The organism is Dapis purpurea BLCC-M126 (assembly GCF_050015975.1).
Lineage (GTDB): Bacteria > Cyanobacteriota > Cyanobacteriia > Cyanobacteriales > Microcoleaceae > Trichodesmium.
In genome coordinates this window covers 1-17640 of the sequence record NZ_JBNHER010000091.1, presented here as the reverse complement: position 1 = coordinate 17640, position 17640 = coordinate 1, and the positions used below count along the sequence as shown (strand labels likewise).

The window sequence follows — 17640 nt, the reverse complement described above, 5'->3', positions numbered from 1 at the left end:
CTGTCTCCTGACTCCTACCCTCACCCATAAGACTTTTGAGCGCAAACCCTAATTATGACAATAGAGCGATTCAAAAAATCAATTTTAACCCTTATTTTATCAGGATTTCAAACTGATGTTTAGAGATATCTAATGAATTATTTGCAAATTTCTTAATAACTCCAGGTGTAGAATTATTCTAAACCTAAGTAGATTTAAGACCTGCTACCTCATCAATATTATTAGCTACTTTCCCATTATTACCATTACCATTACCGTTAGGTCGTGGTTGAATTAAACCATAACCACCATGATGATAACGTTTGTAAATAACATTAATTTCACCAGTCGCCGAATTGCTAAACATATAGAAATCATGGTCAATAAATTGTAGCTGCTCCAGGGCTTCCTCTACAGTCATAGGAGACATAGCAAAATATTTAGTCCTTACTACTTCATTGGGTAGCTCTGGTTGGCGATCGCCAATTAAATTCTCTAATACTGGTTGTGATTGAATCACCTCAACAGTCTTTTCTTTACTTACCTTAGATTGACGTTTTTCTTTATACTTCCTCAGTTGACGTGCAATTTTATCTGCTACTAAGTCAATACTAGCATACAAGTTCTCGCTACTTTCCTGGGCACGAATGACTGTACCATTGGCGTAGATAGTTACTTCTGCTGTTTGCTTAGGATTTATGCGTGGATTTTTAGCTACTGACAGATGTACATCTACTTCTGTGGTGAGTTGTTGAAAATGATTAACTGCTTTTTCAATTTTTTGATTGACATACTCATGAATGGAATCAGTTATTTCTATATTTTTACCCTGGATAACAAGCTTCATAAGCTCCCTCCGCTAATATTTGGGCTTACTATTATTATATAGAATAGCACTTTGTATTCTCCCAAACATCTTATCTTTAAAATCCTTTGCATCCCTTGACAATTCTTGACTTTTTTTTCCTGAATTTCACCAAAATTACTCTTGATTTTTTAGATAATTAGCAGTATATGACTAGCAATATGAATAATGAATAGTTATATTTTAGCTTTTATCTTTTCTTAATTTGCGATCAAAAAAGACTGTAGTTAGGGCTCGCTGAAAAAGTCTGATGGTGAAGGGAGGGAGTAGGGAGTAGTGAAGAGTCAACACAGACAGGAAGTTATACAGGAGGTACTCAGAACAATTATCCTTTGCTCCAACCTCCCTAACTCTTACCCAAATACTAACTTTTTGAGCTTACCTTGGCTTAAAATTTCCTACTTTTTCCGGACTTGAAAATGCTCAAACCTTTATCTGCCGATACTTTGAGATTTATTCAGCAAACCCTATTTATATTTGAGAGGGCAAAAATCCCTGTTAAGTGCTTTCCATTTCAGTAAACCACAAAGTAGTTGCAAGCAAAGTCCCTACAGGATTCTCATTTTTTTATTTAGTTTATTGACCTGAAAACTGCTCTTATCAATGGATAATTGATAATTACTTCTCCCTAAAATTGATTGGATTGACGCGGAGCGTGAAAATTTTGTCTTCTCAAGGGGAAATTGGATATGGCGTTTTGCTGGCGCAAAGCTTTACTAAGGTCATGGTCCGCATTCATATCGCGCAGCGCTTTTCATGTCGGCTCTTAGCCGAAACGAAGTTGTGCAGAACGCTAAAGGCTTTTCATGTTACGTTTCATGTCGTGTAGCGTTTCATGTCGGCGACAGCCGAAAAGCAAAACAGCTGTAGCCGACATGAAAAGCGGAGTGGCTTTGTAAGAGCGGAAGACCTCGCCATCCCATCCTTCGGAATGCTCCGCAAACGAGCGCCTGTTTCTCCTTTAAAGGAAAAGCTTTTTACCTTAATTATTCGGTAATAAAAAAAAGAATATTACGAAGATAGGGTTTCTAAAGTTACTGAGGTAGAATTATTTTTCTATTTTATAATCTCTTACTCCCCTACTCTAAAATGACTTCTCAAACTTGCCACTTAATTTGTCCAGGACTAACAAAGTATTCGGTGGCCTGGGAATGGCAGAGATCCCTTGTCCAACAACGTCGTCATTGTCCAGAGTTGGCCGATGTCCTAATCTTATTAGAACATCCACCAGTTTATACATTGGGACAAGGAGCCAAATTAGATTTTCTCAAATTCGATCCTAGTCAAAATGAATACGAACTGCACCGTGTGGAACGTGGTGGGGAAGTGACATACCATTGCCCAGGCCAACTGGTAGGTTATCCAATCCTTAACTTAAAGCATTATCAGCAAGACTTACATTGGTATCTACGACAACTAGAAGAAGTATTGCTAAAAGTCTTAGATTTCTATGATCTTCAAGGTGAGAGATATCCAGGGTTAACAGGGGTTTGGTTGGAGGGTCGAAAAGTAGGAGCAATTGGAATTAAAGTTAGCCGTTGGATAACTATGCACGGCTTTTCTATCAACATTTGTCCAGATTTGACTGGTTTCTACAGGATTGTACCTTGCGGTATTTCTAATAAACCTGTAGGTAGTCTGGCTGAATTTTTACCTAGGATTACTACAGATGAAGTGCTACCCCAATTAGCTAATGCTTTTGCTCAAGTATTTGGAGTTAAGTTCAATTATTTACCAGTTAAAAATTAAAAAGGTATAGGATCGGAATCGTCAGGTAGTGAGTCTTCCTCTCGAAAATTTGAAGTTGATTCTTGATTAACAGTAGAGCTACGACGAGACTCTAAATTTACAACATTATGATAGTTTTGTTCTTCAGGTTCTTGTTGAGTTACAGTGTTATTATTGGGTCTTTTTGTGTATGTTTGATTCCCATCTTCAGTCATGGCCTCAGGGCTAATAGGATAAATTCTAGAGGCTGTTAATTCAGCTCGTTTTTCTTTAAAACCTTCTGGTCGGTCAATAGTATTCATATTCAAGCGACCTTCAACAATTATAAAATCTCCTTCGTGATATTTTTCGTTGATTTGTTGAGCTAAGTCTCGCCATGCTACTACTTTTAGTACCGCAGATTTATTATCAACTCCTATATTAGGGAATTCTACCATCATTTCTGCTACTGGTAATTGAGCATCTGCTGTGTAGCGAAGTTCTGGATCTTTAATAATTTGTACCATTAATATACAGCTATTCATTTTGATTTTTGACTAATAAACTATTCATTTTAATTTTTGACTAATACGATCAGAACTTGCGCAAACACCGGGTTGATGAATTAAAGTTGGCAATATCAAGCATTAAATTTAGAGTAATAAATCCGGTTTCTTGGTTAAGTGCGTAAGTTATAATTATGCTCAGTAGCATCAGTATTATTATATATTGCAAGTTCTCAAAATGATCAATTACTTCCCCCAATTCTCAATTCTCAATTCTCAATTCTCAATTCCCTACTCCCTAATTCCTACTCCCTAAAATTACAAATCATCTAACTGATTTCCTGTCATAAATACGTTAACAAAATCATGGATAATATTTCGATAATCTCTTAAAGTTTTATCAACCCAATCTCTATCATTACTATCTGCATAAATATGTACTAATGGTTCTCCAGCATCAGGTAAAATTAAAACCCAATTATCACCTTGATGGTTGATAATCTTGACCCCATCAGTTAATTCTAATTTCTCTGGCGGATTAGTTTCTACGAAATACCGCATTAATGCCCCCTTTACTTTCCAAGGACAACGTACTGTATAACACCGATGAGTAACAGGAGGAATATCCGCAGTTATTTGTCCTAGTGATCGCTCTTGAATAGTCAGCATTTCTATTACTTTAGCGATGCAAAACATAGCATCAAAGCCAGGATGTAATTTAGGGAAAATAAATCCCATATCACCACTCCCTCCTATTACCACATTATGATGAATTTGGCAAGCTTCCATTAATGCTGTAGGATTCGCTTTTGTCCTAATTACATGACTATCATGACGACGAGCAATTTGTTCTACTGCTGCAGAAGCATTAATTGGTACTACCACTGTACTCCGTGGATGAGCTGTTAACATTAGATTTACCATTAGTGCCGTTAACATTTCACCACGAATAGGAGAACCAGCTTCATCTACTAATATTAGTTGTTCTCCATTTGCTGTTACTTGAACTCCAACATTAGCTTGCAAAGCTTCTACCACCCGACCTAATTGATCTAGTAAACTTTCTCTTTCTTCTATCCCTAAAGAAGTTTCTTTTAAACTGGCATTTAAAACTACTGCATCACAACCAAACTTAGTTAATAATTGTGGTAATACTGCTCCCGAAACACCATAACAATAGTCAATTACTACCTTAGATTTACTGTAGCGAATTGCTTCAGAATTGAGAAGATTTTCAAACCCTTTGCTATAAGCATCTAATACTTCATGGCGATAAACCATATTGCCAATTTCGGATATTTGTACTCGGCGTAAATCTTCTTTAAAATATGCTCCTTCTATCTTTTTTTCTTTCGCTTTAGAAATATTAATTCCTTGAGAATCAAAGATTTCAATTAATATCTGATCGGAACGACTAGGAGAAAGACGGACATGAACACCACCCCCTAAATTCATAGTAGGTAAAATTGTTCTGGCAATAGGAATAGCAGCAGATTCTAAATTTATTACATTAATTCCCACCGACATTAAACCAGCAATTAAAGACCGAGAAACCATCCGAGATATATTACGTTGGTCCCGAGAGACTGATATTGTAGCACCTGATTTTAAGATAGAACCATAAGCAGCTCCTAATTTAACTGCAAATTCTGGAGTAATATCAATATTTGCTAATCCCTGCACCCCACGTTGTCCAAATAAATTTCTCTGGGCAGTTGTACCCCAAATCAAGTTAATATTCAGAGTCGCTCCAGATTCAACTTTTTTACTAGGCCATACTCTGACATTAGGACTAATCTGAGCTTCTTCTCCCACACTGGATAAGGAACCAACTACAGCACCTTCCAATACTTGAGCGCGACGATCTATCCTGGCACCTCGACAGATTACACAAGCTCGTAAATTTGTATCCTCTCCTACTAGTGCCCCATTCCAAACAATGGGACGCTTCACATCAGCATCGGCAGCAATTGTTACATTATCTCCGATAATACTACCTGCTTCAATCTGCACTCTTGGACCAACTCTACAGTTATCTCCTATTAAAACTGGTGTCTCAATTTTAGCTGTCGGGTCAATATAAGTATTTTCTCCTATCCAAAGATTGGGCGATCGCTCTTGATAAGCCAAATCAAGTTTTACCTTGTGTTGAAGTGCATCATATTGGGCTTCTCTATAAGCATCTAAATGTCCAACATCACACCAATAACCTTCTGCCACATAACCATACATTGGTTCATTTTTATCTAACAATAGAGGAAATAATTCTTTAGAGAAATCACATTCTTGATTACTTGGTAGATAATCTAAAACTTCTGGTTCTAAAATATAAGTTCCTGTATTGACAGTATCAGAAAATATTTCACTTGTAGAAGGTTTTTCGAGAAACCTTTTGATTCTTTGTTCTTTATCTGTAATTACTACTCCAAATTCAATTGGGTTGTTAACTCGTGTCAATACTAATGTAGCTTTTGACTTATTTTTTTGATGAAATTCTATAGCTGCACTTAAATCAAAATCTGTAATTGTATCTCCACTAATTACTAAGAAGGTTTCATCTAAAAGTTGTGCTATATTTTTCACACAACCAGCAGTTCCTAAAGGTTGTTCTTCTTCCACAGCATAAGTCATTTGAACTCCAAATTTACTGCCATCTTGAAAATATTCACGCATAACATCAGGCAGATAATGTAAAGTCGCAATAATCTCCCTAATTTGATGTCTTTTTAACAGATTAATAATATGTTCGGCTATAGGGCGATTTAAAATTTGGACCATTGGTTTAGGAATATCGCAGGTAAGTGGTCTGAGTCGCGTTCCTGAACCTCCAGCCATTAACACTGCACGCATAATTTACTCCTTATGTTAAATTTTTTTCTATATCTATAATTCATTCAGACTAATTTTAGTTATCAGTTATTAGTTATACCATTTTCAAAAAAGAATGTTACGAATAGTAAGGGCAATAAAAATATTTTACAGGAGATATCTTTTTGACAAAAAGGATGATTTACGGCCTAAAAAAATCGTATTTAAGCCATTTATTCTGACTCCTGACTCCTGACTCCTGATTCCTAAAAATCCCCCTAGTTATTTGTAGCAAACATTTATCAAATTAGTATTATTAGTACCTCTAGCTTCAGCCGAATAAAATCAAAAACTTCCTTTTCTATCTTTAGAGGGACAGCTAGCTACTTAGCCACAGGCAAGCTTGAGACTTTATTTATTGATTAAAATCGATTATTTGCCTTTTATACATACATATTTTTCCAAACAATATTTTTCAGAAATATTTTGGCAATTTATTTTGGCGAAAAATTTATCTAGATTTGCCCTTAATGGTGGAATTTTAACAATCTAAGTAGACACAGAAAATTAATGATACCAACTTGATAAATGTTTGCTACATTTTCTTAAGAGTAGGTCCGAGGCAGTAGAGTTATTAGGGATAATATATCTTTGCTTAATGCCTATAATCAATAAAAAAATTGCTCTTACTTATTTATTACTTAATAACTCAAGTCTTTAGTAAATAGAGCATTCTTTCTGAATTCATAGTATTACACATATATACAGACTGAATTCTTTGTATTCTAAATATCCCAGAGAATTAGAATAGGTAAATAATTTTTTTTAGGTACTTATAACAGCCCTGGCAAAGTCAATATAATATAGCTATCTTGCCAAAGTAAAAAATAATTTTTTTAACCCTAAAAGTAATTATTCATTATTAATTACAAAAGCTCTGACTGAAGTTGGACTGAACTAAAGCTAAAGGCTGACTTGTTTTATGTTTCCTATTCGATGATAATAAGGAGCGAGGTCTTGTTTGAATATCATATAATTTTAATTTAGTAATCATAAGTCTGTTAGTTATAATAGACTTATAATAATCCTAGAAATATTCAAACTGAAGCCCAATTTAAGATTAATTCAATAATTTTATCGGGCTGTGTCCAAAATAAGTAACCTTGTAAGAGTTTTTGTGCCATGGCTACCTTAATTAGCTTATTATTGCTGGTTGTATATGGGGGTGGAATCTGGAAGTTCTGGAATGGATTTGAACGGACAAATTTTTCTAGAAGCTTTCAGAACCGTTTATTATTATCTATATTCTGGCCTGTTTTGTTAATTGGTAACAAATCTTATCGTAAGAACTTTACAAAAGCTCTCAAAGGTTATAGACGATAGAGAGAAAAATGTCTGAAAAAAAGTCTGCCTCATCCTCAAATCAGGAAAAATCTTCCTGGTTTGCTCAACAAAATTTAGATAACTGGCATACTCAAATCATGGCAGTACAAGCTCGCTTTGATCAAGAGTACCGTGGAGAATCTTTTGAGTTACCCTCCGAAGTCGAGGCAATGCCAATATTTCACGATTATGCCTCTGGTAATCTCACAACAAAAATAGTTTCTCCTTTTTGGGAAATAGCTAAACCGAAGAAAAATCAAAAGTGTTTGGATATTGGTTGTGGGGTGAGTTTTTTGATTTATCCTTGGCGAGATTGGGAGGCTTTTTTTTATGGTCAAGAAATTAGTACCATTGCTAGGGATAATCTGAATCAACGAGGTTCTCTACTCAATTATAAACTATTTAAACGAGTAGAATTAGGTCCAGCTCATCAATTAAAATATGAAGCAAATGAGTTTGACTTGGCGATCGCTACAGGCTTTAGTTGTTATTATCCTATAGATTATTGGGAAGACGTAGTTAAGGAAGTAAAACGGGTTCTTAAATCAGAATGTCAATTTGTTTTTGATGTGGTTAACCCAGAACAACCAATGGCAGAAAATTGGGCAATTTTAGAAACTTATTTAGGCGCAGAAGTATTTTTGGAACCCTTAGAAAATTGGGAAAAAATGATTAAAGCTAGGGGTGGAAAAATAGTAAAGCGACAACCAGGAGAATTATTTCAGATGTATAAGGTAAAATTTTGATTGTGGTATATAAAAGTTTTATCTGGTTAATTATAAACTCTTAAAATGTCTAATCTAGTCTATCTAATACAAATTTCATAAAATATTGCTACAGTGGCTTTGTTTTTACGAGTCAGGAGGTACAATTTATAATATTTATTTTTTATGAGAGTAACACTGTTTTATTTTTAACTAAAAACAGTCTGCTCAGGATAATAAATTGTTTTTTTATCGCAACTAGATAATTTTATTTTTTATCCCTAAGTCCGCAGCAAATTTACTAACAGTTTTGTTATCATTTTATTGTAACTATCTGTAGATGAATTTAGTACAAATCCAGCATTTTTCTACGGAATAAAAGTCTAAAAAACTGATTTTTAGACAATATAAAATTCTAATTAATAAGATGATAATCTTCCTAATTTTTTTCAACAATTAAAAATCACCTCTTCTGAAAAATAACGAGGATTGACTAAATTGACTAACAGGAAAGTTTTTCTTGATTGCTCCTTGAAAATATAGACTTTAAACCTTAATTATTTATTTAAGAATAAATGCTTTATGTTTTTGTGTAGCTTAGTTGAGAATCGCTATATAGGTATTCAATCGAAGATTATATAGGAGATAATTCAGAATCAATAATCATGGTAAAAATCTCAAATAATCTTGACAATACTGATAAAAATTTTCTGGCTACTCCAGAAGTTATCCAAATGTTATCCCAGGAAAAAAAACGAGTTACTAATACTCGCATAATATTTCTCTTGGGTGCTTTAATTATTCTGATTTTTTCTTACCGACAAAGTGAAATAAATTTTCTAGCTTTATTCCAACGTAGCGGTAATATGGTTGAGTATATTCAATCTTATTTTCCACCAGATTTTTCCGATTGGAAAATTTACCTAGAAGATACAATAATTACTATTTCTATGGGTCTTTGGGGAACTGTTTTGGCAGCGATCGCTGCTGTTCCTTTTTCTCTTTTAGCATCAGAAAATATTAGTCCAGTTTGGATTGTACAACCTATTCGTCGAATTTTAGATGCCATGCGGGCGATTAATGAAATAGTATTTGCTTTGATATTTGTAGTGGCTGTTGGTTTAGGTCCGTTTGCTGGAGTTTTAGCTTTATTTGTACATACAGCGGGTACTTTAGGTAAGCTTTTTTCTGAAGCAGTTGAGTCAATTGATCTAGGTCCAGTCGAAGGAATTTGTGCTACTGGTGCGAGTAAAATTCAAGAGATTATATTTGGGGTAATTCCTCAAGTAATGCCTTTATGGACTTCTTTTGTTTTATATCGCTTTGAGTCAAATGTTCGTTCTGCTTCAGTTTTAGGAATAGTTGGTGCGGGTGGAATTGGTGTTTCTCTTTATCAAAGTTTTGGAGCGTTTCAATATCAAAAAGTCTGTGCAATTTTAATAATCTTAGTTTTAGCAACTTCTATAATTGATTTATTATCAGCAAAGTTGAGAAATTGGTTAGTTTGAAAATGATTTAAAAGAGACTAAATAGGGTTTGCTGAAAAAGTCTTATGAATGAGGGTAGTAAGCAGGAGTTAGGAGACAGGAGACAGGAGACAGGAAGAGTAAGGAATGAGCGAGAAGGCAGTTGGAAGAATTATCCCTCAATTTCTCTGTCCAAATCTTACTGTTAATACTAACTTTTTGAGGCTTTTCAACTCAAATCAGCGCACTTTTTCCCGACTTAAAAATGCCAAAAGCAATATCAGTAAACACTTTCATTCTTTTGAGCGCCAACCCTAATTATTCCTAAAAATTTTCCTATAGCAGCAAAGGAAGGCTTGAGACCTTATTTCTTGGTCATCAAACCTCTACAAATCTTTAGTTTTGACTATTCATTTTTTCATAAATGAAATAAGCATTAGTTATTTTAACTCAACTGTACAACTGGTTGCTCATATAACAAAGTTTCATTTGTCAATAAATCCTCCACCGTTATCCTCAGAAACCTAGATTCATCCACCCAAAATAAAACCTTAATTCGATCGCTTCCTGGATTACCTGGAGGATTTAATTGAGCAATATTACGACCTCCATCTCTGTCATTTAAAGGCTGTACTGAAGTTTGTTCTCCAGATATTTTTCTAGTAATCAGGCGATCGCCGTCAAAATAAACTTCTGTACCCCCAGACTCAGCCCCCAATTCTCCTAAAATTAATTCTATACTTGGCTGACTATTTACTGAAGCACCTAAAACTAATTCTACAGAATTATTCATGGGATATGGTTGACCAGATTTAATTAATGGATGCCAACTATGAGCATTTTTCTTTCTATCCCAATAGCGGATACCATAACTGTGATATAAAAAATCTTTAACCTCTACTCCTTGGGTTAATTGCAACGCTCCCTGAGAAATTGCCTCAAAAGGTTTTTCACAACGAATTTTTCCCGGATCAAAATATTCCTTTACCCACCTCTGCACTGCCGGAATTTGTACTGTCCCTCCAACCAATAAAACAGCATCAATTTCTGATAATTCTATTCCTTGTCTTTTTGCCTGCTGTAAAACCTGATTCATAGAATTATCAAGACTGGCAAAAAATCCATTTTCCCTGAGAATTTCCTCAAAGCCATCCCGCTTTAATTCCAACTCATAACTTTCTAAACTTTCATCATCAAAAAAAACTTCCGTTGCCTGTTGCTGCAAAGACAATTGAATCTTTAACTTTTCTGCCAGACGAGTAGTCAAAGGAGTCTTTTCAATACCTTGATTTTTGACAAAATAATCCACCAACCAATTATCAATATCTGAACCCCCTAAATTCTGCCCTGCCTTTGCCAGAACCCTCGCCGTTTTAGGCTTTTGATTTGAACTTTTACTAAAAGATTTTTCACCCCATTTCAGAATAAAACCCAAAGGTTGTTTTTTCATCGAATTATCCAATCTTACCAAAGATAAATCTAAAGTACCTCCACCAAAATCAACTACTAATAAAATTTCTGCGTCTCCCATGCCATAACCCAAAGCTGCGGCAGTAGGTTCATCAATCATTTGTACCTGTTCAACTTCTAGAGACTGACAAACTTCCCCCAACCAATTACGATAAGCTTCAAAACTATCAACTGGAACAGTAAAAATTAAAGATACCACTGGCAAAGGCACATTCCGAATGCCAGCTATAACTTCTTCTAAAAATAATTTTCCTACTTGTTCAAAAGAAGTAATTTGACCGTCAAGTTCTGGCAAAAATCCTTGAATATTTGCACCAATACCACGTTTAAAATTCCGAAAAAATCGAGAGTCTGTATTAACATCGAAACCTTTATCTCTAACTTGTTGACCTATTACAACTTTTTTTTCAGCAGCATTTTCCACATAGACTAAGCTAGGAATCAAAGGTGGATTTTGCCCAGAAATAATTGATAAGTTTGGTAATTTAATAGTTTCTGGTTGTTGAATTGTTTGATTCCAACGAGAAATAACAGTATTACTTGTTCCGAAGTCTATAGCTATGGTCATTTAGTTATTTAAGTTAAATATTTTATATGTTGAGAATTATAGTAGTAGCGTGTCTAGCTTGAAAATGTGGGTGAAAAAAACAACCCCCCGACCCCCTTCCTAATCCCCCCTTGCCTCCCTTTGAAAGGGGGGGAGAAATCCCCTCTCCTTAAACCTTTGTTATAGTTGCTTGAAATAACATAGCAGTAAATGTACAATCAAAATATGATAATTACTTATTGCTATAAAATCAAGCCCACTTCTGAACAGTCAGTCAAAATTGATTATTGGCTAGAGTTGCTCAGGAGGCATTGGAATTACGCTAATGGTCAAAGACTAGACTGGTTAAATAGAACTAGGTGTCAATTAGACCGATGCTCAATAGTGTCATGTCCTATCGGCGAGATTCCTGGCAAGCCTGATTATTATTTTCAACAATCAGCACTTAAACAAACAAAAATTCTCTTTCCAGAATACAAAGACATCTATGCAGAAGTTCAACAAATTAACTTACAAAGACTTGATAAAGCTTGGAAACGTTGGTTAGTTCCAGATAAAACAGGCAAGAGATTTGGTAGACCAAGATTTAAGAAGTCTGGCAAATTAAGGTCATTAAGTTTTAGTAGGGTGAATCATCCTAAAGCTGCAATTAAGTTTGATGGGAAGCAAATTAGTATTAGTAGATTTGGTACTATTCCAGTTATAGTTCATCGAGCAATTCCAGATGGATTTGTTATTAAGACTGCAACTATAACTAAAAAAGCTGATGGTTATTATGTAAGTTTCAGCTTAGAAGACAAGTCAATTCCTAGTCTAATTCCTACAGATAATATCAAAACTGCTGTAGGTATTGATGTAGGATTAAAAGAGTTTTTGACTACTAATACTGGAGAAACTGTTTCTGTTCCTAATTTCTATAGAAAATCTCAATCTAATTTAGCTAGAAAACAAAGTAAAGCAGATAGAAAGGAAATTGGTTCTAATAACTGGAAAAAGGCACAGAATAGAATAGCTAAGTTGCATCAACACATTGCCAGGCAAAGAGAAGATTTTCACTACAAAAATGCTCATAAATTAGTTAAAGAATATGATTTAATCGCTGTAGAAGACCTTAACATTAAAGGTTTAGCTAGAAATAGTAAGTTATCAAAATCAATCTATGATGTAGCCTGGGCTGCTTTTATTGAAAAATTGAATGCAGTAGCGGTTAAACGCGGTGTTCATGTAATTAAAGTTAATCCTCACAATACATCACAAAATTGTAGTAATTGTGGTCAAAAAGTACCTAAAACTTTGTCAGTTAGAACTCATTCTTGTCCTAAATGTGGAATAGTTTTAGATAGAGATGAGAATGCAGCAAAGAACATATTAAATAAAGCATTAAGCGAGGTGGGTATCATCTGGCCTGCTTGTGGAGGCTTAGACGTTGGTCAGCCTGAGAAGCAAGAAACTTTTGAAACTTGGGTTCAATGATCTCTGTTTTAGAAGTTCCCGTTAAATCAAAGATTATAACGGGAGAGACTTCACAAGTTATTTGAGAGAGAAGCACAGACTCTATACAAATTAGGCTAAAGACTCAGACCGAATACCAAAATTATTCGCACATTTTCAGGAAGGAAGAGAATTTTACCTAGTACAAGAATATATAGAAGGGCACGATATTAGTAGGGAACTTACGTCGGGGAAAAAATTTAGCGAGTCTGATACTATTGCCTTACTCGCAGGAATATTAGAAGCATTAGCAGTAGCTCATCAAAATAATATTATTCATCAAGACATTAAGCCACAAAATTTGATGCGTTCGCAAAATTCCTTGTTTGCTCGTTCCCTCAAGCTCATCTATGCGATCGCGACAATTCAAACATTAAAAATTATTTTGTGAAGCACTCAAAAGCAGTCGGTAATGAAAATCAAAATTCAATTCTCAGTAGATAAGCAATCGCTCCAGTCAATATCAATCAAACGAGTAGAAAATCATTTTGTGAAGCTCCGGAAAAAATCTCCGATAAAAAGGATTTCCCCTTGCTTCTGAAAAAAAACAATGATATACTAAACTTTAGTTGGAGTTACTCGTCTATACACATGACTTTTTATTCAACTCAAAAAGTCATTATTTTAAAAATACAGATTTTTAAATACCCTCCACGATCAAAGGTTTACCCCTTAAGGAAACTTGCTAGTAACCCTACCAATTATCTGTTGCGAACTCACAAAACCAAAAGAACGACTATCACTACTTTCTTCCCTATTTTCTCCCATCAAAAAACAGTCACCTTTTTCATCAACAAAGGTAACCCACTTAATTATTCTCAAATCTTGACGATGAGGATGTTCAGCCACAACAAGATCGCCAATTTCTGGTAAACAGTGGCGGTAGGCTCTCGTATCCACAAGAACTTCCTCCCCTGGTTTCAGTAGAGGAAACATAGAAAACCCTGTGACACAAAACCGTTGACGCAATCTTAATAACCAAAGTAATAACTCTTTATTACTACTTTCTTGTATCAACTGTTTGCCTACCACCCTAAACTCAAAAAATTAGCTAGCCTTAACCCAAGCTACATCACGTTCCTTAGTAGCCCAGAACATACCGTGGATTTTCTCTACAGTCTCTAGTAATTCAGTAGCGTGTTCCAAGCTAACTTCTACCTTACAAGCAGAGCAAAGTTTAGCAGCCTTCCAAAAAGTATCGTGGAGGTCTGGATACTTTTCTAAATGTACAGGCTTAAAATAATCAGTCCAAAGAACGAGCAAATCTTCCTTAGTCTTCTGAGCTTGCTCTTCCTTAATTGCAATATAACGAGAAAGGGTATTAGCAGTCTTATGATCCCCAGCTTTTGGATCAAGCTCTAGGATTTTCTTAGTCATAGAAAATACAGCTTCAGCATAAATCCGAGCAGAAGCAGGGTCGTACACACCACAAGGGCCATCGCAGTGAGCGCTAACCTCTGGTGCTGGGAACCATTTTCTAATCTGAGTAGCAATTCTCTTGAGCATAATTTTCTAAGATATACCTATCTATATGGAAAGACTTACGACAATATTACTATGAAACGGTGGTTATAATGGAAATATTTTCCACTAATCCGCATCTAACCGTATTAATAAAACTGTAGGAAATCCTGACAGCTAATGATTTGATATTTGTTAATCCAATATCAATATTGGCTGTACGGTGCAGCTCAATATTCTCATCCTAGGGAATACTACGCAAACGCTGGTAAAATACCCTGGGAATTTCTTTCTGACAATCTTAATACTACCATTAATGACAACTTCACAACAGCACCACACTTTTTTAAGATTTATTTCATATATACCTTCTAAATCAAATTGTGCTATTAGCTTAATCTTGAAATCAGTCTAGTTGGCTTTAATCTACTGGCAAAAGTATCAGGTATAGTAAAAGTTAAAGCCTAGGGGAATTAAAAAAATGGAAAACCAGAAGCAACCTATATTAACCAATGATGAAGTTAAGCAACTTTTTATTAAGGGCGTTAATATTTTTTTGGCAGGGTCAGCAATTACATTAGTGTTTGGATTTATCATTTGGTTTGTGCATGGAACGATTATGGTTTCTGACTTATCAGAGAAAATAGTCGCCCAAGGTTGGGGTGCTATAATTGCACTAATGGCTGTATTTTTATCTTTTATTGTGCCTTCAATTGTTACTCTTTTTGGATTTGGAGTAATCGCATTATTAATTTGGTGGTTATCTCGCGTTTTTTCCCAATATGAAGAATTTCAACCTACTGCTTTAATTGTTTATCAGTTAGTAGCGCCTGTGGGAATGATAGCTGCTTTAATATTAGCTTCACCAGTGTTGATTTCCTATGCAGTTATTCGTTTATTTAATGGTAGTGGGCAAGCATTAATTTCGGAACTGAAAGAAGCGTCAAGTATTCTATTGCCACTTGAATCTGATAATAAATTTATGAGTGGAACTCAACTAGAAACTCAATATTTAAAAAGGGAAAAATTGATGAGTCGAACTGAAGCAGTTGAAACTCAATATTTAGAAGGAGAAAAATAATAGATCGTTGAGAGTTTATTCAAATGCTTTGATTCCTGCTAATTTTAATACCTCTTTACTTGCTCCACTGAACTGCTATAGATTTGATTTCCTCTTCATTATAGGCAATCAAATTAGCCTTTACCTGATTATTCTCCCATCGTACACCCCTAACGTGATAGTTGTAGTCATTTCCATATTCTATCTGGGCTATCTGCTTTATAAAACTGATACAAAGCGTCATATAACATGACAAATTGATGTTTACTTCCTGCTTCCACTGAGGCCGTCGGCGGTTACTCATCCACAGGCATTGACGGTCGGAGCCGACCGCATCTTTTTAGTGCGTCTTACATTCTGTTGGCGAAGCCTTTCCGCAGGAAATGGAAACCTCAGAATTACCCACTTGCTTTCTTAAATTTATACTGGCGTTTAAATCTCTATCTATTGACAAGCCACACTCTGGGCAGTCATAAGTTCTTAGATTTAATGGCATATCTTGGACATGACCACAGTCCGAACAAGTCTTTGATGATGGAAAAAACCTGTCAACTACTACTAACTCAGAACCGTACCACTTACACTTATATGCAAGTTGTCTTCTAAACTCATAAAATCCTTGGTCGGCTATTGATTTAGCTAGCTTATGGTTAGCTAACATACCGCGAACATTCAAATCTTCTATGACGACAGTGCCGTGGTTTTTGGCTAAGTATGTTGTCAATTTATGAAGTGCGTCTTTACGGATATTAGCTACCTTTCCATGCAACGCCGCTATTTTTAGTTGTACTTTTTTCCAGTTAGCAGAGCCTGCTTCTTTATGACGATTTAGGTATTGCAGCCTAGACAACTTGGCTTCAAATTTCTGATACGATTTCACACTGTCAAATACTTTTCCATCACTTAATGTAGCTAAAGTTTTCACTCCTAAATCTACACCAACTACATCAGTTTTTTTGGGTGTAGTGTGAAAATGAAATTCATAGCTACAGCTCAGATACCACTCACCTGCTTGTCTACTAATGGTGATTTTTTTGGTTGTTGCCTCAATGGGTTCATAAGTTTTGACAGTACCAATAAAAGGTAATTTGTGACTCCATCCGTTTAGTTCTATTGGTTTTCCACAATTATCTATTGTGAAAGAATCAGACCTACCTTTTTTCTTAGATTTTGGATATTTACTACTACCTTTAAAAAACCTCTTGAATGCTTCACCTAAGTGGATGAAAGCGTATTGATAAACTCTAGACGACAACTTTTTCATCCAGGGTATTAGTGGTTTTGTATGATTAGTAAAAACCTCTCTGAGTTTACGGACATTGGGTTTATAACCATCTTTATAGGCTGCATTCCACAAGCTTAAACCCCAATTATAACACCATCTGCTATAACCTGCGTGTTGAGCCATCAGGGTTTTCTGTTTGTTATTCAGTTTGAGCTTGGTATGAATTGATTTCATGTATGAATGAGTGCAGTTTACCAGAGTAGTAAGCAATATAACATATTCTATAGTTGTTATTTGATTAAGTCAATGCTAGTCAATGACTCTTTTTTTTAGTTGACAATTGTGATTTTATCTGGCCAGAGATAACTATCGTATTATACTGCGTTATAACGTAAATTGTTGACTAGATCAAAGCTCTGACTTTGTACTCTTAAATAGAGTATACATACAGTATTAAGAATTCCTGCTAAAATTAGTACAATACCTACCTGCTTTAAAATAACACGATAATTGTTCATTAGACATCTCCGAAAATAGTCAAACAGTTACTATAGTGCTAGGTGCAGGTTAAAAGTTAAAAGTCAAAAGTCAAAAGTAATTTATGACTAAGTTTTTCCTACAAAAATTCTCCGCAGATAGAATTTACCAATTCGCTCTAAATGTGTAGTACTATATTTGATAAATGATTCTACCTCGTTTTAATCAGTTAAATTTCTCCCTTTAATAGTTGACAAAACATTCTCATCTGGCACTACCCCATCAGTATAATAACCCGCCGCTTTCTTCGCTGCAATTTCCACTTGCGCATCTTCTGATAGCAACTCATCAGGGATAGGTACTCGCTCCACTATCTGAATACCAGAATTAACAATAGCATTATACTTCATATTGCTCATCGACACCAAACGGTCAATCTTACCGAATAATTATTAATTATTAATTATTAATTAAATAATTCAGGTTTAAAG

At 35.1% G+C, this 17640-nt stretch carries 15 protein-coding genes; 7 read left to right on the top strand and 8 right to left on the bottom strand.

All coding sequences use genetic code 11. From position 1 onward, the window contains the following. Nucleotides 1-184: 184 nt before the first annotated feature. Nucleotides 185-826, bottom strand: a complete 642-nt coding sequence (gene hpf, locus ACP6PL_RS08665) for a ribosome hibernation-promoting factor, HPF/YfiA family (RefSeq protein WP_426544576.1) — start codon at nt 824-826, stop codon at nt 185-187. A gap of 1107 nt (nt 827-1933) precedes the next feature. Here hpf and lipB point away from each other — a divergent pair. Continuing rightward, complete coding sequence (lipB, locus tag ACP6PL_RS08660; protein WP_426544574.1) at nt 1934-2593, top strand: lipoyl(octanoyl) transferase LipB; 660 nt, start codon at nt 1934-1936, stop codon at nt 2591-2593. Here lipB and ACP6PL_RS08655 read toward each other — a convergent pair. Together ACP6PL_RS08655 and ACP6PL_RS08650 are read right to left on the bottom strand one after the other, a co-directional pair. Then, nucleotides 2590-3096, bottom strand: a complete 507-nt coding sequence (locus ACP6PL_RS08655; protein ID WP_426544572.1) for a single-stranded DNA-binding protein — start codon at nt 3094-3096, stop codon at nt 2590-2592. The genes lipB and ACP6PL_RS08655 overlap by 4 nt on opposite strands. A gap of 279 nt (nt 3097-3375) precedes the next feature. Further along, nucleotides 3376-5907, bottom strand: coding sequence for a sugar phosphate nucleotidyltransferase (locus tag ACP6PL_RS08650; RefSeq protein ID WP_426544570.1), 2532 nt, complete (start codon nt 5905-5907; stop codon nt 3376-3378). Nucleotides 5908-7047: 1140 nt separating this feature from the next. Between ACP6PL_RS08650 and ACP6PL_RS08645 the strand changes: the two genes are divergently transcribed. From ACP6PL_RS08645 to phnE, 3 genes are all read left to right on the top strand, one after another. Further along, on the top strand, nt 7048-7248 hold the full coding sequence (locus tag ACP6PL_RS08645) for a hypothetical protein (protein ID WP_426544568.1): 201 nt from the start codon (nt 7048-7050) through the stop codon (nt 7246-7248). Nucleotides 7249-7256: 8 nt separating this feature from the next. Beyond that, entirely contained in the window at nt 7257-7994 is a 738-nt protein-coding gene (locus ACP6PL_RS08640) for a class I SAM-dependent methyltransferase (protein ID WP_426544566.1), read from the top strand. A gap of 623 nt (nt 7995-8617) precedes the next feature. After that, nucleotides 8618-9460 carry a phosphonate ABC transporter, permease protein PhnE gene (gene phnE, locus ACP6PL_RS08635; protein WP_426544564.1) on the top strand — a complete coding sequence of 281 codons (843 nt, stop codon included), beginning with the start codon at nt 8618-8620 and terminating at the stop codon, nt 9458-9460. Nucleotides 9461-9863: 403 nt separating this feature from the next. Here the strand turns inward: phnE and ACP6PL_RS08630 are convergent, their stop codons facing one another. After that, nucleotides 9864-11456: an Hsp70 family protein gene (locus ACP6PL_RS08630; protein ID WP_426544562.1), complete on the bottom strand. Its 1593-nt coding sequence runs from the start codon at nt 11454-11456 to the stop codon at nt 9864-9866. A gap of 189 nt (nt 11457-11645) precedes the next feature. On the opposite strand from ACP6PL_RS08630, the gene ACP6PL_RS08625 reads away from it, so the two are divergent. After that, nucleotides 11646-12908, top strand: a complete 1263-nt coding sequence (locus ACP6PL_RS08625) for an RNA-guided endonuclease InsQ/TnpB family protein (protein WP_426544560.1) — start codon at nt 11646-11648, stop codon at nt 12906-12908. 112 nt (nt 12909-13020) lie between these two features. Next, nucleotides 13021-13317, top strand: coding sequence for a protein kinase domain-containing protein (locus tag ACP6PL_RS08620; RefSeq protein ID WP_426544578.1), 297 nt, complete (start codon nt 13021-13023; stop codon nt 13315-13317). Between the two features lie 281 nt (nt 13318-13598). Here ACP6PL_RS08620 and sodX read toward each other — a convergent pair whose 3' ends face one another. Together sodX and sodN are read right to left on the bottom strand one after the other, a co-directional pair. Continuing rightward, the gene (gene sodX, locus ACP6PL_RS08615; protein ID WP_426544558.1) at nt 13599-13958 is read right to left on the bottom strand and encodes a nickel-type superoxide dismutase maturation protease; all 360 of its coding nucleotides are present in this window, start codon (nt 13956-13958) and stop codon (nt 13599-13601) included. A gap of 15 nt (nt 13959-13973) precedes the next feature. Continuing rightward, a complete protein-coding gene (gene sodN, locus ACP6PL_RS08610) occupies nt 13974-14432 on the bottom strand; it encodes a superoxide dismutase, Ni (protein WP_426544556.1) in 459 nt (152 codons plus the stop codon). Between the two features lie 436 nt (nt 14433-14868). Between sodN and ACP6PL_RS08605 the strand changes: the two genes are divergently transcribed. Continuing rightward, nucleotides 14869-15468: a hypothetical protein gene (locus ACP6PL_RS08605; RefSeq protein WP_426544554.1), complete on the top strand. Its 600-nt coding sequence runs from the start codon at nt 14869-14871 to the stop codon at nt 15466-15468. 319 nt (nt 15469-15787) lie between these two features. Here ACP6PL_RS08605 and ACP6PL_RS08600 read toward each other — a convergent pair whose 3' ends face one another. Continuing rightward, complete coding sequence (locus ACP6PL_RS08600) at nt 15788-16906, bottom strand: RNA-guided endonuclease InsQ/TnpB family protein (RefSeq protein WP_426544552.1); 1119 nt, start codon at nt 16904-16906, stop codon at nt 15788-15790. 464 nt (nt 16907-17370) lie between these two features. Beyond that, on the bottom strand, nt 17371-17568 hold the full coding sequence (locus ACP6PL_RS08595; RefSeq protein ID WP_426544550.1) for a hypothetical protein: 198 nt from the start codon (nt 17566-17568) through the stop codon (nt 17371-17373). Nucleotides 17569-17640 lie beyond the last annotated feature (72 nt).

Excerpts from the sequence above, each read along its gene's own strand:
- hpf (WP_426544576.1), bottom strand. The coding sequence starts at position 826 with ATGAAGCTTGTTATCCAGGGTAAAAATATAGAAATAACTGATTCCATT.
- lipB (WP_426544574.1), top strand. The coding sequence starts at position 1,934 with ATGACTTCTCAAACTTGCCACTTAATTTGTCCAGGACTAACAAAGTAT.
- ACP6PL_RS08655 (WP_426544572.1), bottom strand. The coding sequence starts at position 3,096 with ATGAATAGCTGTATATTAATGGTACAAATTATTAAAGATCCAGAACTT.
- ACP6PL_RS08650 (WP_426544570.1), bottom strand. The coding sequence starts at position 5,907 with ATGCGTGCAGTGTTAATGGCTGGAGGTTCAGGAACGCGACTCAGACCA.
- ACP6PL_RS08645 (WP_426544568.1), top strand. The coding sequence starts at position 7,048 with ATGGCTACCTTAATTAGCTTATTATTGCTGGTTGTATATGGGGGTGGA.
- ACP6PL_RS08640 (WP_426544566.1), top strand. The coding sequence starts at position 7,257 with ATGTCTGAAAAAAAGTCTGCCTCATCCTCAAATCAGGAAAAATCTTCC.
- phnE (WP_426544564.1), top strand. The coding sequence starts at position 8,618 with ATGGTAAAAATCTCAAATAATCTTGACAATACTGATAAAAATTTTCTG.
- ACP6PL_RS08630 (WP_426544562.1), bottom strand. The coding sequence starts at position 11,456 with ATGACCATAGCTATAGACTTCGGAACAAGTAATACTGTTATTTCTCGT.
- ACP6PL_RS08625 (WP_426544560.1), top strand. The coding sequence starts at position 11,646 with ATGTACAATCAAAATATGATAATTACTTATTGCTATAAAATCAAGCCC.
- sodN (WP_426544556.1), bottom strand. The coding sequence starts at position 14,432 with ATGCTCAAGAGAATTGCTACTCAGATTAGAAAATGGTTCCCAGCACCA.
- ACP6PL_RS08605 (WP_426544554.1), top strand. The coding sequence starts at position 14,869 with ATGGAAAACCAGAAGCAACCTATATTAACCAATGATGAAGTTAAGCAA.
- ACP6PL_RS08600 (WP_426544552.1), bottom strand. The coding sequence starts at position 16,906 with ATGAAATCAATTCATACCAAGCTCAAACTGAATAACAAACAGAAAACC.
- ACP6PL_RS08595 (WP_426544550.1), bottom strand. The coding sequence starts at position 17,568 with ATGAGCAATATGAAGTATAATGCTATTGTTAATTCTGGTATTCAGATA.